Here is a 14,061-nt window from a genome sequence, read left to right as displayed (position 1 = left end):
CCCACCCCTCGCCGAGTCAACCTTCATCCGCCGAATCAAGCGACGAAATGCGACGGTCGGCCATTGACTCGGCGAGCGAGGATTGACTCGGCGGAAGGGATGAGGCCGCCTCGGCGATGACGTACGCGGTCGCGAGGCCGGCGTCGTGCGAGAGGGAGAGGTGCAGCGCGGCGATGCCGCGACCGGAGACCGTGGATGCCGTGCCGCCCGACAGCACGAAGACGGGACGTCCCTCGGGCTCCGCGCCGACCTCGATGTCTGTCCAGTGCACGCCGTCGGAACCGCCGAGCGCCTTGATCAGCGCCTCCTTCGCGGCATAGCGGGCCGCGAGCGAGTGCGGCTTGAGCACCTGCTCGGCGGGCGTGAACAGCCGGTCGAGCAGCTTCGGCGTACGCTCCAGGGCGCGCTCGAAGCGCGAGATGTCGACGAGGTCGACGCCGATGCCCACGATCACGCGGTCCTCCTGTACTGGCTGTGCTGCGCGACGTGCCGCGCGCCACGGCATCCGCCAGCCTACCGCCGCCACCCTCGCACCCTGCTCCGGCCGTTGCCTCCCACCCTCACGGCCCTTCCCGGGCCAAGCTCATCTCCGCACGCCGAGATGGTGCCCTTTTCGCCGAGATGGTGGGGTCTGCGCCCACATGGTGCCCACTGTCTCGACGAGAAACCCACCATCTCGGCGAAGGACCCACCGTTTCGGCGAAGGACCCACCACTTCGACGAGAAACCCACCACGTCGACGTGGAGACGTGGAAGGGGTCCGCGCTCACTCCACGGTGACGGACTTGGCGAGGTTGCGGGGCTGGTCGACGTCGAGGCCCTTCGCTGTGGCGAGGCCCATCGCGAAGATGTGCAGCGGCACGACGGCGAGCAGCGGCTCGAAGAACGGCCCCGCGAGGGGAATGCGCAGCACCTCGTCGGCGAACGGCAGCACCGCGACGTCGCCCTCCTCGGCGACGGCGATCACGCGGGCGCCGCGGGCGCGGATCTCCTGGATGTTGGAGACCACCTTCCGGTGCAGCTCCGCCGACGCGCGCGGCGACGGGACGATCACGAACACCGGCTGCCCCGGCTCGATCAGCGCGATCGGGCCGTGCTTGAGCTCGCCCGCGGCGAAGCCCTCGGCGTGGATGTACGAGATCTCCTTGAGCTTGAGGGCACCTTCCAACGCGATCGGATACCCCACGTGCCGCCCGAGGAACAGCACCGACCGCGTGTCGGCCATCCACGAGGCGAACTGCTCGATGTGCGCCTGCTCCGTCTCGAGCACGCGCGCGATGCCCGCGGGCACGGCCTCGAGCTCGGCGACGTGCGCCGTGATCTCCGCGTCGGTGAGCGACCCGCGCACGCGCGCGATGTGCAGCGCCGCGAGGTAGAGCGCGGTGATCTGCGCCACGAACGCCTTGGTGGATGCCACGGCGACCTCCGGGCCCGCGTGCGTGTAGACGATGGCATCCGACTCGCGCGGGATCGTCGCTCCCTGCGTGTTGCAGATCGAGAGCGTCTTGGCGCCGCGCTCGCGCGCGTACTTGACGGCCATGAGGGTGTCCATCGTCTCGCCCGACTGCGAGATCGAGATGACGAGCGTGTCGGGCCCGATGACCGGGTCGCGGTAGCGGAACTCGTGCGCGAGCTCGACGGTGACGGGCACGCGCGTCCACTGCTCGAACGCGTACGCCCCGGTCATGCCCGCGTAGGCGGCCGTGCCGCACGCGATGATGATGACGCGGGAGACCTCGCCGAGCACCTCGTCGAGCCCCTCCAGCTCGGGCACCGCGACGATGCCGTCGCGCACGCGGCCGCGCACCGTGTTGGCGACGGCCTCGGGCTCCTCGGAGACCTCCTTGGCCATGAACGACGGCCAGCCGCCCTTCTCGGCCGCCGACGCGTCCCAGACGACCTCGAACGGCTCGACCTCGACGGCGCTGCCCGCGAAGTCGGTGACCTCGACGGCGTCGGGGCGGATCGCGACGATCTCGTCCTGGCCGATCGCGAGCGCGCTGCGGGTGTGCTCGACGAACGCCGCGACGTCGGAACCGAGGAAGTTCTCGCCCTCGCCCAGGCCGATCACGAGCGGGGAGTTGCGGCGCGCGCCGACGACGAGGCCCGGGTGGTCCTGGTGCATCGCGAGCAGCGTGAACGCGCCCTCGAGGCGCGCGACGACGCTGCGGAACGCTGCGACGAGATCGCCGGATGCCGCGTACTCGCGGCCGAGCAGCACGGCCGCGACCTCGGTGTCGGTCTCGCTGCGGAACGCGTAGCCGTCGGCGAGGAGGTCGGCTTTGAGCGCCGCGAAGTTCTCGATGATGCCGTTGTGGATGACGGCGAGCTTGTCGTCGTCGGCGAGGTGCGGGTGCGCGTTGGCATCCGTCGGTCCGCCGTGCGTCGCCCAGCGGGTGTGGCCGATGCCGGTCGTGCCGTCGGCGAGGGGGTGGGCGGCCAGGTCGTCGCGCAGCACCTGCAGCTTGCCCGCGCGCTTGCGCGACGAGAGCACGCCGTCGCCCGCGATCACCGCGATGCCGGCGGAGTCGTAGCCGCGGTACTCCAGTCGGGCGAGGCCCGAGATGAGGATGTCCGTGCTCGGACGGGGGCCGACGTATCCGACGATTCCACACATGGGCTCCATCGTAAGCGGCGCACCCTGCGCAGCCTGTCAATGCGCCGTGGGCCACGCCGGGCGCGCGAGGCCGGAGCCGTAACTCCTCCGATCCGAGGCGAAAGGCGGCCGAGACGCCGGGAATCCGCCGTTCGCCGGCCGGCGTGGAGGAGTTCGGACGCACACGCCCCGCACCCGCACGCCCGCGGACGCCCGCGCACTCGCGCGGCGGGTCAGAGCTTGCGCAGCAGCACGTTCTCGACGGTGTGGTCGGCGGCCTTGCGCAGGATGAGCGTGGCGCGGTGCCGCGTGGGCGCGACGTTCTCGCGCAGGTTGGGCAGGTTGATGTCGTGCCAGTACCCGAGCGCGAGCGGCCGCGCCTCCTCGTCGGAGATGTCGGCGAACCGCCGGAAGTACGATGAGGGGTTCGTGAACGCGCGCTGCCGCAGCGCGAGGAACCGGTCGACGTACCACTGCTCGATGTGCTCCTCCTCGGCATCCACGTAGATGGAGAAGTCGAACAGGTCGGCGACGGCGATGTCGTTGGGCGTCGGCGGCGGCGAGAGCACGTTGAGGCCCTCGACGATGAGCACGTCGGGGCGCCGCGCCGTGACGTGCGCGTCGGGCACGATGTCGTAGCGCATGTGCGAGTAGAACGGGGCGCGCACCTCGGGCTCGCCCGACTTCACGTCGACGAGGAACTGCACGAGCGAGCGCCGGTCGTACGACTCGGGGAAGCCCTTGCGGTCCATGATGCCGCGGCGCTCGAGCTCCGCGTTCGGGTAGAGGAAGCCGTCGGTGGTCACGAGCTCGACGCGGGGCGTGCCCGGCCAGCGGCTCATCAGCTCGCGCAGCAGACGGGCGACGGTCGACTTGCCGACCGCGACCGACCCGGCCACGCCCAGCACGAACGGCGTCGTGCTGTCGCTCTCGCCCAGGAAGTCCGCGGTCTCGGCGCCGAGCCGCTGGGTGTTCTCGGCATACGTGCTCAGCAGGCGGCTGAGCGGGAGATAGACCTCGCGCACCTCGGTGATGTCGAGTCTGTCGCCGAGGCCGCGCAGCTGCACGATCTCGGTCTCGCTGAGCGGATTCGTGATGCCGGGGGCCAGACGGGCCCACTCCGACCGCGGCACGTCGCGGTACAACGAATCGACGGGAGCGGATGTCTCGTCGTTGACCATATGCGCAACTCTAGCGGTCCGTCCGACGAACGATTGACGCGCCCGGTCACGGCGCCGGGGCGCAGATCACGTGTCCCACGGTCGTCGTCACGAGGGTGGTGGATGCCGGGCACTCCTCCCCCGCGACGAGGCGCAGGAGCCCCTCGATGTTCTCGGGCGGGGCGTCGGCGAGCGCGCCGTGCGCCCCCGACAGCACGACGGGGCTGACGCTGCGGCCCCAGTCGGTGGCGATGCGCTCCTGGTCGAGCGCGGCGATGTCGGCGGCGACGGCGCGCACCGCGTCGAGGTCGGCCGGCGACACCGATGCCGCGGCGACGACCGCGACGACGGCCTGCGCCCCGATCACGCCGGCGACGACGGCCCCGCCGACCGCGGCAACCGCGCGCGCGCGCGCCGCGAGCACGCGCAGGGCCGCCACGACGTACGCCGCCAGCACGGGCGTGAACGCGAGCAGGCCCGGTGCGGGATGCCGCACCCACAGCGGCGTGTGCGACGCCTGCGCCCACCACACGACGTACAGCGCGACGCCGAGCGCGGCGACCGCGAGCGGCGCGAACGCCGCCCGGCCGTCGTCGCCCGTCGCGTTGCGCCGCAGCCGCGGGTCGCGGGCGAGGAGCACGCCCGCCGCGATCAGGGCGGCGGCGCCGACGAGCACGACGGCCACGACGAGCGGCACCGGCAGGCGCCACGACTCGGCGAGCACCGCGAGCTTCTCGCCGAACGTCGAGTGGTAGCCCTGCTGGCCGCCGGTCTCGACGAAGTCCCGGGTCGCGAACCACAGCCCCGTGAGGCCGCCGGGCGGCGACGCGAGCTTGACCCACAGGGCGTACAGCACGCTCGGCAGGAGGACACCGCCGACCGCCGTGACCGCCTCGACGATGCGTCGGCGCCACGGCTTTCCGCCCCACGTCAGCAGCAGCCCGACCGCGAACGCGGGGGCCGCGAGCAGCGCGATGTACTTGGACTGCACGGCGAGGCCGACGAGCAGTCCCGCAAGCCACGGATGCCGCTGCAGCGCGACGAGCGCCCATGCGAGCAGCGCCGCGGCGGCGACCTCGCCGAGCACGTCGGCCGGGCCCTGGATGGGCGATGGCAGCCGCGTCGCGTCGAACGCGAGCGGCACGGCCAGGGCGACCAGCGCCGCCCAGCGGCCGCCGATGCGGCGTCCCAGCATCCACACGGCGACGAGCAGCGCGACGGAGAAGGCGGCGGGCACGAGCCGGCCGCCGACGACGGGGTCGACGCCGGTGGAGAGCACGGCGGCGATCGGCAGCAGCACGACGGGCCCCGTCGAGATGCGCACGTCGAACGGGGTGGGCAGGCTCCCCGAGAGCAGCCCGTCGCTCGTGTAGCCGAGCCCGCGCAGCAGGTTGAGCGGCACGGTGAGGTTGAACGCCTCGTCCTCCCACAGGGTGTTGCGGACGATGCTCACCCACAGCACGATCACGTGTGCGAGCAGCACGACGGCGAGAAGGATGCCGAAGGCGGTCGACCTCAGCCGTGCCATGCGACCTCCCCCGTCGGCCCCATCAGCGCCCGGTCCCCGTCCCGTCGAGAAGCCTCATGGGTGCGCCCGGCCGCAGCGACAGCCGCCACACCTCGCCCAGCGCGTCGCGTGCGAAGCGGCGCAGGCGCGGCGGCGGCAGCTTGGGCTCGCCCTGCGTGCCCCACATGGTGCCGGTCGTCTCCGCGCCGCGGCGCGGAAGGCTGCGCACCGCGACGTAGCGCACGCGCAGGCCGGCGCGCGCCTCGGCGAGCGAGAAGTGCACGTGCGGCACGAGCGCGTCGGGCCCCAGGGCCTCGACGAGGGCGCGCAGCGCCTCGGGCCGGTAGACGCGCAGCGGCGTGTTGATGTCGGGGATCGCGCGGCCCGCGAAGGGGCTCACGAGCAGCCGGAGCGAGGCGCTCAGGGCGCGCCGGTACCAGGGGTCCTCGCGGCCGCGGCGCACGCCGTGCACGACGTCGGCGCCCGTCGTCTCGAACGCGCGCAGCACGCGCGGGAAGTCGGCGCCGTCGAACTGGCCGTCGCCGTCGACGTGCACGATCGCGTCGGCCCCGGTCTGCAGCCCGGCGCGGTAGGCGGCGAGCGCGGTGGGGCCGTGGCCGCGGTTGGCGAGCTGCGTCTGCACGATCACGTTCGGCAGGCCGACCGCGTCGACGACGGATGCCGTGGCATCCGTCGATCGGTCGTCGGCGACGACGACGATGTCGAGCCGCTCCACGAGCGGTGCGACGTGCGCGTGGATCTCGGCGAGAAATCCCGCGATGCCGTCGGCCTCGTTGTAGGCGGGCATGACGACCGCGACGTGAGTGATGGTCACCAGCGGTAGCGTAGTCGAAGATGACTCTTCCGCCCCGTATCAAGCGCCTGGCGGCGCTCGGCAGCCGCTTCCTCACCGTCGGCGCCCTCAGCACCCTCATCGAGATCGCGGTGTTCAACCTGCTGCACTACACGATGGGCGTCGACCTCGTGTCGGCGAAGATCATCGCGTCGCTCGTGGCACTCGTGAACGCCTACTTCGGCAACCGGCAGTGGACGTTCCGCGACCGGGCGCGCCGGCGGCGCTGGGTCGAGCTCACGCTGTTCCTGCTCGTGAACGCGGCGTGCACCGCGCTGGGGGCGCTGCTCATGTGGGTCGGCGTGGAGCTCGCGCAGGCGATCCTCGACCGCACGGTCGGTCCTTTCGTGGTCAACGCGGTCAACATCGTGAGCATCGTCATCGTCGTGTTCGTGCGCTTCGTGCTCTACCACAAGCTGGTGTTCCGGGTCTCCGCCGCCGCGACGACCTGACCCCGGCATCCCGCCCTACCCGATGGGCGCCGACGGCGTTCACAATTCAGGAAGAACGGCCGCCCGACCGCCCCAGGGCCCCCGCACCCCGCAGATCTCCTGAGTTGTGAACAGCGTGGGCACGGGAGCCGCGCGGCGCGGGCCGGCGCGGACGCCGGGGCTACTCGGGCGCGGCGCACCCCGGCGCGTCGATCGTCACGGGGGTCGCGCGCGCCATCGGCGTGTGCCACAGCTCGACGGGGCCGTACTCGCCGTCGGTGCCGGTGAACACCGCCTGTACGGTGCGCGTCGACTCGGGCGTGTTGAGCACCTCGACCTTGACCGCGGGGCGGCCCAGGTGCGCGACCGCGACGCCCTCGACGGGCTCGCCGTCGACCGTCACGCGCTCGAACGTGCCGCCCACGGGCCCGTACAGCACGAGGAACGTGCTGATGTCGCCCTTGGGGAAGAACCGGCCCGACGACACGTACTCGGGCAGGCCCTCGACCTCGTCGGCGCGCACGGTCGAGGTGAGCTGCGCGTTCACGGTGAACGTGGGCAGTCCCTCGGCCTGGCACACGTCGGTCGCGACGCCGGCCGCGACGTCGAGGTAGTAGTCGAGCTTGCTCGCCGTGTTGTCGTTGACGTAGACGCCGACCATCGTGCGCTCGACGTTGTCGGCCGGCAGCCTGCCGTCGAGCCTGCTGCCGGCGATGAGCGCCGCCTCGGCTTCCGACGCGGGCACGTACATGATGCGTCCCTCGTCGACGGCGCGCGAGATCTCGGTGACGAACGTCTTCACGTCGCTCACCGAGGTGAGCGCGTCGAACACGCCCTTGGCCGCCATCGCGAAGTAGGCGTCCTGCATCTCGGGTTCGTCGAACCGGAAGTACACCTCGTTCAGCAGCAGCGGCACGACGTTGTCGGCGGTGAGCTGCTCGCCGGTCTCCAGCGTCACGGGGCCGGTCGCGCGCAGGATGTAGCTGAGCGCGACGGGGTCGATCGAGACGGCCGCGTCGATCGGCGTGCCGAAGCTCTCGTCCCAGAACGCGCGCATGATGCGCGCCGACTCGGCGAAGTCGGGCGTCATGGTGACGTCCTGCATGTAGCGGCCGACCTTGTCGCCGTAGAGCGCCTCGGTCTCGGGGTCGAGGTCGGTGACGGTCCAGGGCCGCCCGTTCTCGAAGTCCTGGCTCGACGCCTGCTCGGCGATCGAGATCGCGCCGTCGTCGGCGTTGATCACGACGAGTGCGGCGGGATTGCCGCCCGTGCCGCGCGACTCGGCGTTGTTCTGCACCATCACGAGGTAGTTGCGCGGGGCGTCGGCGCCGAGCACGCCGGGCAGCACGGCGAGCACCTGCTGCGCGGGCTCGATGAGCGGCTCGAGGTCGGCGATCGCGTCGTCGAGGCGTGTGAGGCCGCCCGAGACCTGGTCGATGAGGCCGTCGCGGTCGACGCCGTCGATCTCCGCGCGCGCGTGCACGACGGCATCCGCGGCCCGATCGACGATGTCGGATGCCGCGGCGAGCGCCGCCGTGTCGATGCGCCCGTCCACGGGCGCGAGCGACGCGATCGAGAGGCCGGTCGCGGGGGTGACGGCGTCGGTGACGAGGTCGTCGACGACCGCGGCGACGGTGCGCACGGCCGTGAGGTTGGTGCCCGCGATCGGCAGCGCCTCGGCGTACGACCACAGGCGGCCGCCCGTCTGCGCGCGCGCCGTCGCGGTGAGGCTCGCGAGCCGCTCGGCCGTCGCCTGCGCGCCCGCCGTGTCGCCGTCGAGGATCTGCTGCTTCGCGACGGATGCCAGGGGGATCGCCTCTTCGAGCGCGTCGCGCGCGGCGTAGGCGCGGTCGAGCAGCGCCTTGCCCGCCACCGCGGCGACGACGGCGCCCGCGATGAGCAGCACGACGATCGTCACCGGGATCCAGAGGCGGAAGCTCTTCAGCAGCGGTCGTCGCGTGCGCGCGGGAGCCGGCACCGGGGCCGGGGCGCGATTGGATCGATCGCGCCGCAAGGGCGCCTCGGTGTTCCCCATCCCCCCAGTCAACCGCATCCCCCTGTGCAACAGCCGAAGCCGCCCCGGTGTCGCCGTGTCGCCATGTCATCGTGTCGCCGTGTCGCCGGGCGCCTCAGCGCGCCCGCACCTCCCGCCGCCCCGCTCAGACCCCGATCCGATGGAGGTAGTGCACGGGCGACGCGACGAAGACGGCGCACGCCGCGACGACGACCACGGTCGCGGCCAGGCAGACACGGGCCATCGCGGCATCCGTCCGCCGGCCCAGTCCCCGCCGCAGGGCGCTCAGCAGCACGAGCCCGACGACGCCGCCCGCCGTGTTCGTGATGACGTCGGTGACGTCGGCGCTGCCGACGGCGAGCACGTACTGCGCGGCCTCCATCGCGAGGCTGGCGCCGGCGATCGCGGCGAGGTGCCGCGCCCACGGCCGCCCCGGCGCGAGCAGGCCGAGGTAGATCCCGAACGGGACGAAGACGAGCACGTTCAGGAGCACCTCCGAGGGCTCGCTCGCGGCGTATCCGCCGCCCGCGACGAACGGCACGAGCTTGAGGCGGCGGAGCACCGCGTCGTCGGCGAACGGCACCTCGAGCTTCCACACCACGAGCCAGACGAGCACGACGAGGTAGGTCGCGAACAGGGCCGCGATGCGGGCACGCAGCGGCCGGGCGGCGGGGAGGCGGCGGGTCAGGAGGTCGTCGGTCATGCCCTCAGTCAACGTCGCGCGATGTTGCGTGAGCGTATCGATATCCGCGCACCCACTACGCTTTTCCTGTGCGCGTGGGAGTTCTGGACATCGGATCCAACACGGTCAATCTTCTCGTCGCCGACGTGCACCCCGGTGGCCGGCCCCTGGCGACCACCAGCCGGCGCACGGTGCTGCGCCTCATGCGCTATCTGCAGCCCGACGGCTCGCTGAGCGAGGTGGCGGTGCGCGGGCTCGAGACGGCCGCCGCCGAGGCCCGCGAGGTCGCCGACGCCGAGAACGTCGAGGAGCTCATCGCGACCGCGACGAGCGCGGTGCGCGAGGCCGCGAACGGCGCGGAGGTGATCGCCCGCATCGAGGCGGCGCTCGGGCAGCCGCTGCAGGTGCTCGGCGGCGAGGACGAGGCGCGCTACACGTTCCTCGCGGTGCGGCGCTGGTTCGGCTGGTCGGCGGGCCAGATCATGCTGTTCGACATCGGCGGCGGCTCGCTCGAGCTGGCCGCGGGCAGCGACGAGCTGCCGGAGGTCGCGGCATCCGCCCCGCTCGGCGCGGGACGCATGACCGTCGAGTTCCTGCCGTCCGACCCGCCCGACGACGCGGCGATCAGCGCGCTGCGCGCCCACGCGCGCACGACGCTCGGGCCGATCGCCGCGCGGTTCGCGGACCAGCCGAGCCCGGATCACGTCGTGGGGTCGTCGAAGGCGATCCGGTCGCTCGCGAAGCTCGCGGGCTATCCCGTGCCGGGCTGGTCGGGCATCGAGCGGATGATCCTCCCCCGCGCGGCGCTGAAGTCGTGGATCCCGCGCCTCGCCCGCATCCCCGCCGAGACGCGGCAGGAGCTGCCGGGCATCACGGCCGACCGCACGTTCCAGATCGTCGCCGCGGCCGTCGTCGTGCACCAGGCGATGAAGGCGTTCGACGTCGACGAGCTCGAGGTCAGCCCGTGGGCCCTGCGCGAGGGCGTGCTGCTGCGCTACATCGAGCAGCTCTCCGGTGTGCCTCTGCCCTGACCACGGCACGAACCTCGGAGAATCTCACGAGGTCCGGTGCGGATGCCAGGAATCGTCCGAACCTCGCGTGATTCTCCGAGGTTCGTGACCGCGCAGCAACGGATGCTGCGGACACCCCGGCCGCTACCCGCGCACGACCTCCGCGAGGCGCTCGGCGATGCGGCGGGCGTCGGCCTCGGTGGATGCCTCGACCATGACGCGCACCATCGGCTCGGTGCCCGACGGACGCAGCAGCACGCGGCCGGTGTCGCCCAGCAGGGCCGACGCCTCCTCGACCGCGGCGAGCACGTCGGCATCCTCCGCGCGCGAGCGCTCGACGCCGCGCACGTTGATCAGCACCTGCGGGAACACCGTCATGACGGATGCCAGCTCAGCGAGCGACTTCCGCTGCCGCACCATCTCGGCGCACAGGTGCAGGCCCGTGAGCAGGCCGTCGCCCGTCGTCGCGTAGGCGCTCATGATGACGTGGCCGCTCTGCTCGCCGCCGAGCGAGTAGCCGCCCTCGGTCATGCGCTCCAGCACGTAGCGGTCGCCGACCGCGGTCGTCTCGACGCGGATGCCGTGCGCCGCCATCGCCCGGTGCAGGCCGAGGTTGCTCATCACGGTCGCGACGAGCGTGTCGTCGTACAGCTTGCCGCGCTGCTTCATCGCGACCGCGAGGATCGCCATGATCTGGTCGCCGTCGACGACGTTGCCGTCCGCGTCGACGGCGAGGCAGCGGTCGGCGTCGCCGTCGTGCGCGATGCCGACGTGGGCGCCGACGCGCACGACCTCGGCCGCGAGCAGTCCGAGATGCGTCGAGCCCACGCCGTCGTTGATGTTGAGGCCGTCGGGGTCGGCGCCGATCACGGTGACCTTCGCGCCCGCGTTGCGGAACGTCTCGGGCGAGACGCCCGCGGCGGCGCCGTGCGCGCAGTCGAGCACGACGTGCAGGCCGTCGAGCCGGTGCGGCAGCGACGCGAGCAGGTGCAGGCTGTAGCGGTCCTCGGCGTCGGAGAAGCGGATGACGCGGCCGACGCCGCCTCCCGTGGGACGCAGCTTGTCCCACTCCAGCGCGCGTTCGATGCGCTGCTCGACGATGTCGGGCAGCTTCACGCCGCCGCGCGCGAAGATCTTGATGCCGTTGTCGGGCGCGGGATTGTGGGATGCCGAGATCATCACGCCGAAGTCGGCGTCGATGTCGTTGACGAGGAACGCGGCGGCCGGCGTGGGCAGCGTGCCCGCGTCGAGCACGTCGACGCCCGACGAGGCGAGCCCCGCCTCGACCGCGGCGCTCAGGAACTGGCCCGAGACACGGGGGTCGCGCGCGACGACGGCCGTCAGGCGCTTGCCGGCGGCCTTGCGCGCCTCCGCGATACGCCCCTGGCCCAGGACGACGGCGGTCGCCTGGGCCAGGGTGAGAGCGAGTTCAGCGGTGAGCACGGGCCCGTTGGCCAGGCCGCGCACACCATCCGTACCGAACAGCGCCATGAAGGATTAGCGCTTCGAGTACTGAGGAGCCTTGCGCGCCTTCTTGAGACCGGCCTTCTTGCGCTCCTTCACGCGAGCGTCGCGCGAGAGGAAGCCGGCCTTCTTGAGGGTCGGACGGTTGTTCTCGGCGTCGATCTCGTTGAGCGCACGGGCGATGCCGAGGCGCAGCGCGCCGGCCTGGCCCGAGGGGCCGCCGCCGTGGATGCGCGCGATGACGTCGTAGGCGCCGGCGAGCTCGAGCACCGTGAACGGGTCGGTGATGAGCTGCTGGTGCAGCTTGTTCGGGAAGTAGTCCTCGAACGTGCGGCCGTTGATGGTGATGGTGCCGGTGCCGGGCACGAGGCGCACGCGGGCGATGGCCTGCTTGCGGCGGCCGACGGCGGCGCCGGGGACCGACAGCACCGGGCGGGGTGCCGCGACGGCCTCGGCGGCCGGGGTCTCGGTGGTGTAGTTCTCGGGGGTCTGGTCGAGGGAGTCAGCGATGTTCGCCATGTTCGTTTCCTATATCTCGGCGGCGCTTACTGGGCGACCTGGTCGAACGTGTAGGGGGTGGGCTGCTGGGCCGCGTGCGGGTGCTCGGCACCGGCGTAGACCTTGAGCTTCGACAGCTGCTGGCGACCCAGGCTGTTCTTGGGGAGCATTCCGCGCACGGCCTTCTCGACGGCGCGCACGGGGTTCTTCTCGAGCAGCTCGGCGTAGCTGACCGACTTGAGGCCGCCCGGGTAGCCCGAGTGGCGGTAGGCCCGCTTCTGCTGCAGCTTCTGGCCCGTGAGCGCGACCTTGTCGGCGTTCACGATGATGACGAAGTCGCCGGTGTCGATGTGGTTGGCGAAGGTCGGCTTGTGCTTGCCGCGGAGCAGGGCGGCCGCGTGCGAGGCCAGGCGGCCGAGCACGACGTCGGTGGCGTCGATGACCAGCCAGTCACGCTGGGTCTGGCCCGCCTTGGGGGTGTAAGTGCGCGTCACAGTAGTGCTGCTTTCTTGATCGAACGGAGTGGTTCGTGAATCCCGCTCCGGGGCTCTTCCGCGGGTCGAGGCCCGCGGAACGCGCCAGTGGAGGGCTCACGTTCGTGGCGGCGGATCAGCGGAGCCGCACACCAAAGATCCATCCTACGACAGATGGATGCCGTTTCCCAAACGCCGCGGTGCACGGACGGCGGTCGCGGGTCAGACCCTGACCAGGATCTCGATCTCGACCAGGGCGTCGACGGCCGCCGACACGAGCGAGAGGGCGTCGCCCCCGTCGAGGACGTCGGGCTCTCCGATGAGCCGGACGACGCGCGCCGCGAGCTCGTCGACGCCGATCCACGAGGCCGCGTTCGCCCAGATCGGCAGGGCGAGCCCGCGCACGGCCCGCACCTCGTACCGGTCGTCGACCAGCGCCAGCACGTCGTCGTCGGCGATCGCCTCGACCATCGCCGCGCGCCGCACGTCTCCCGAACGGGGGACGGCGCCGCTCTCGATCGGCCGGTGCGGCACCGACCGGGCCTCCCCGCGCGGCGTCGCCGGGCTCTCCAGGATCTCGCGCATCAGGCCCGGCAGATCGGACTCGTGCGCGTACCGCGCCGTCGCGAGCACGGGCACCCCCTGGAGCAGCCGTGCGAGCGCGGTGAGCGGCCGCCGCAGGGTCGCGACGACGGGGAACGCCGGCGCCACGAGGGCCACGGCCTCCGGCACCGTCGCGGGCTCCCACCGGGTGCTCCCCTCCGGCACGTGCACGAGGTGCACCGCGGCGGCGATGCCGTGCTCCGCCGCGCTCGGCACGAGGCCGAGCGCGCGCGGGGCGGCGAGCGGCGAGCGGAGGCCCGGCTCCGCTCGCACGGGCGCGGGGAGCCCGCGCACGGTGCCGCGCTCGGCGTCGAGCGCGACGACGTCGGCCCCGAGGTACTGCGGCGACCCGCCTCCTGCGGCGAGTCCGCGGGCGACCGCGTGCCGATCGGCCGTGAAGAAGACGGCCGCGCCGCTCCCGTCGCTCGCCCCGCCGAGCGGGGCGAGGGCGGCCGCCCGCGCCGTCAGCAGCGTCGGCGACGCCGCGGGGTCCTCGACGGGCGGCGCGGCGGAGACCGACGCGATGCTGGCGAGGGCGTCGGCCACGCTGCGCGCGAGCTCCGCCGCCGTCTCGCCCCGCGCGAACGGCGCCGCGGCCATCGGCCGGCGCACGTCCATCGACGCGGCGAGGCGCACGGTCGGCGTCGCATCCGACGCCGCGTGCTCCCATTGCGCGCGGACGGCCAGGAGAGCGTCCTCCGATACCGTCTCGTCGAAATCGATCGCGATAACGTCGTCATACACGCTCAGCACAAAGGGATTCACGTCGC

General features: G+C 72.5%; 13 protein-coding genes. 2 read left to right on the top strand and 11 right to left on the bottom strand.

Annotated elements, in window-relative coordinates; translation table 11 throughout:
* Window positions 1-16: 16 nt before the first annotated feature.
* The 5 genes from AOA12_RS03970 to AOA12_RS03950 form a co-directional block, all read right to left on the bottom strand.
* The gene (locus AOA12_RS03970) at window positions 17-454 is read right to left on the bottom strand and encodes a holo-ACP synthase (protein WP_054680487.1); all 438 of its coding nucleotides are present in this window, start codon (window positions 452-454) and stop codon (window positions 17-19) included.
* 312 nt (window positions 455-766) lie between these two features.
* Window positions 767-2,617: a glutamine--fructose-6-phosphate transaminase (isomerizing) gene (gene glmS / locus AOA12_RS03965; RefSeq protein WP_054680484.1), complete on the bottom strand. Its 1,851-nt coding sequence runs from the start codon at window positions 2,615-2,617 to the stop codon at window positions 767-769.
* A 212-nt stretch (window positions 2,618-2,829) separates the two neighbouring features.
* Window positions 2,830-3,777, bottom strand: coding sequence for a type I pantothenate kinase (gene coaA / locus AOA12_RS03960; protein ID WP_054680481.1), 948 nt, complete (start codon window positions 3,775-3,777; stop codon window positions 2,830-2,832).
* Between the two features lie 46 nt (window positions 3,778-3,823).
* Window positions 3,824-5,284, bottom strand: a complete 1,461-nt coding sequence (locus AOA12_RS03955) for a glycosyltransferase family 39 protein (protein WP_054680477.1) — start codon at window positions 5,282-5,284, stop codon at window positions 3,824-3,826.
* A gap of 22 nt (window positions 5,285-5,306) precedes the next feature.
* Window positions 5,307-6,098: a glycosyltransferase family 2 protein gene (locus tag AOA12_RS03950; RefSeq protein ID WP_054680474.1), complete on the bottom strand. Its 792-nt coding sequence runs from the start codon at window positions 6,096-6,098 to the stop codon at window positions 5,307-5,309.
* Window positions 6,099-6,118: 20 nt separating this feature from the next.
* Between AOA12_RS03950 and AOA12_RS03945 the strand changes: the two genes are divergently transcribed.
* Window positions 6,119-6,568 (top strand): GtrA family protein, encoded by a 450-nt coding sequence (locus AOA12_RS03945; RefSeq protein ID WP_054680471.1) that lies wholly within the window; start codon window positions 6,119-6,121, stop codon window positions 6,566-6,568.
* A 160-nt stretch (window positions 6,569-6,728) separates the two neighbouring features.
* Here AOA12_RS03945 and AOA12_RS03940 read toward each other — a convergent pair whose 3' ends face one another.
* Complete coding sequence (locus tag AOA12_RS03940; protein ID WP_197281052.1) at window positions 6,729-8,582, bottom strand: DUF4012 domain-containing protein; 1,854 nt, start codon at window positions 8,580-8,582, stop codon at window positions 6,729-6,731.
* 124 nt (window positions 8,583-8,706) lie between these two features.
* A complete protein-coding gene (locus tag AOA12_RS03935; protein WP_054680464.1) occupies window positions 8,707-9,264 on the bottom strand; it encodes a VanZ family protein in 558 nt (185 codons plus the stop codon).
* A gap of 68 nt (window positions 9,265-9,332) precedes the next feature.
* On the opposite strand from AOA12_RS03935, the gene AOA12_RS03930 reads away from it, so the two are divergent.
* The gene (locus AOA12_RS03930) at window positions 9,333-10,274 is read left to right on the top strand and encodes a Ppx/GppA phosphatase family protein (protein WP_054680461.1); all 942 of its coding nucleotides are present in this window, start codon (window positions 9,333-9,335) and stop codon (window positions 10,272-10,274) included.
* A 123-nt stretch (window positions 10,275-10,397) separates the two neighbouring features.
* Here AOA12_RS03930 and glmM read toward each other — a convergent pair whose 3' ends face one another.
* From glmM to AOA12_RS03910, 4 genes are all read right to left on the bottom strand, one after another.
* A complete protein-coding gene (gene glmM, locus AOA12_RS03925; protein WP_054680458.1) occupies window positions 10,398-11,744 on the bottom strand; it encodes a phosphoglucosamine mutase in 1,347 nt (448 codons plus the stop codon).
* Between the two features lie 6 nt (window positions 11,745-11,750).
* Window positions 11,751-12,236, bottom strand: coding sequence for a 30S ribosomal protein S9 (gene rpsI / locus AOA12_RS03920; protein WP_054680456.1), 486 nt, complete (start codon window positions 12,234-12,236; stop codon window positions 11,751-11,753).
* Between the two features lie 26 nt (window positions 12,237-12,262).
* On the bottom strand, window positions 12,263-12,709 hold the full coding sequence (gene rplM, locus AOA12_RS03915) for a 50S ribosomal protein L13 (RefSeq protein WP_054680453.1): 447 nt from the start codon (window positions 12,707-12,709) through the stop codon (window positions 12,263-12,265).
* A gap of 201 nt (window positions 12,710-12,910) precedes the next feature.
* Window positions 12,911-14,056 carry a hypothetical protein gene (locus AOA12_RS03910; RefSeq protein ID WP_156366388.1) on the bottom strand — a complete coding sequence of 382 codons (1,146 nt, stop codon included), beginning with the start codon at window positions 14,054-14,056 and terminating at the stop codon, window positions 12,911-12,913.
* Window positions 14,057-14,061 lie beyond the last annotated feature (5 nt).

The sequence above is a fragment of the Microbacterium sp. No. 7 genome (assembly GCF_001314225.1).
In the GTDB taxonomy this organism is placed as follows: Bacteria; Actinomycetota; Actinomycetes; order Actinomycetales; family Microbacteriaceae; genus Microbacterium.
This window is presented reverse-complemented; position numbering and strand designations above follow the sequence as displayed.

Coding starts and splice junctions, on each gene's coding strand:
- AOA12_RS03940 (WP_197281052.1), bottom strand. CDS start 8,582: ATGGGGAACACCGAGGCGCCCTTGCGGCGCGATCGATCCAATCGCGCC.
- glmS (WP_054680484.1), bottom strand. CDS start 2,617: ATGTGTGGAATCGTCGGATACGTCGGCCCCCGTCCGAGCACGGACATC.
- AOA12_RS03945 (WP_054680471.1), top strand. CDS start 6,119: ATGACTCTTCCGCCCCGTATCAAGCGCCTGGCGGCGCTCGGCAGCCGC.
- AOA12_RS03955 (WP_054680477.1), bottom strand. CDS start 5,284: ATGGCACGGCTGAGGTCGACCGCCTTCGGCATCCTTCTCGCCGTCGTG.
- coaA (WP_054680481.1), bottom strand. CDS start 3,777: ATGGTCAACGACGAGACATCCGCTCCCGTCGATTCGTTGTACCGCGAC.
- AOA12_RS03935 (WP_054680464.1), bottom strand. CDS start 9,264: ATGACCGACGACCTCCTGACCCGCCGCCTCCCCGCCGCCCGGCCGCTG.
- rpsI (WP_054680456.1), bottom strand. CDS start 12,236: ATGGCGAACATCGCTGACTCCCTCGACCAGACCCCCGAGAACTACACC.
- glmM (WP_054680458.1), bottom strand. CDS start 11,744: ATGGCGCTGTTCGGTACGGATGGTGTGCGCGGCCTGGCCAACGGGCCC.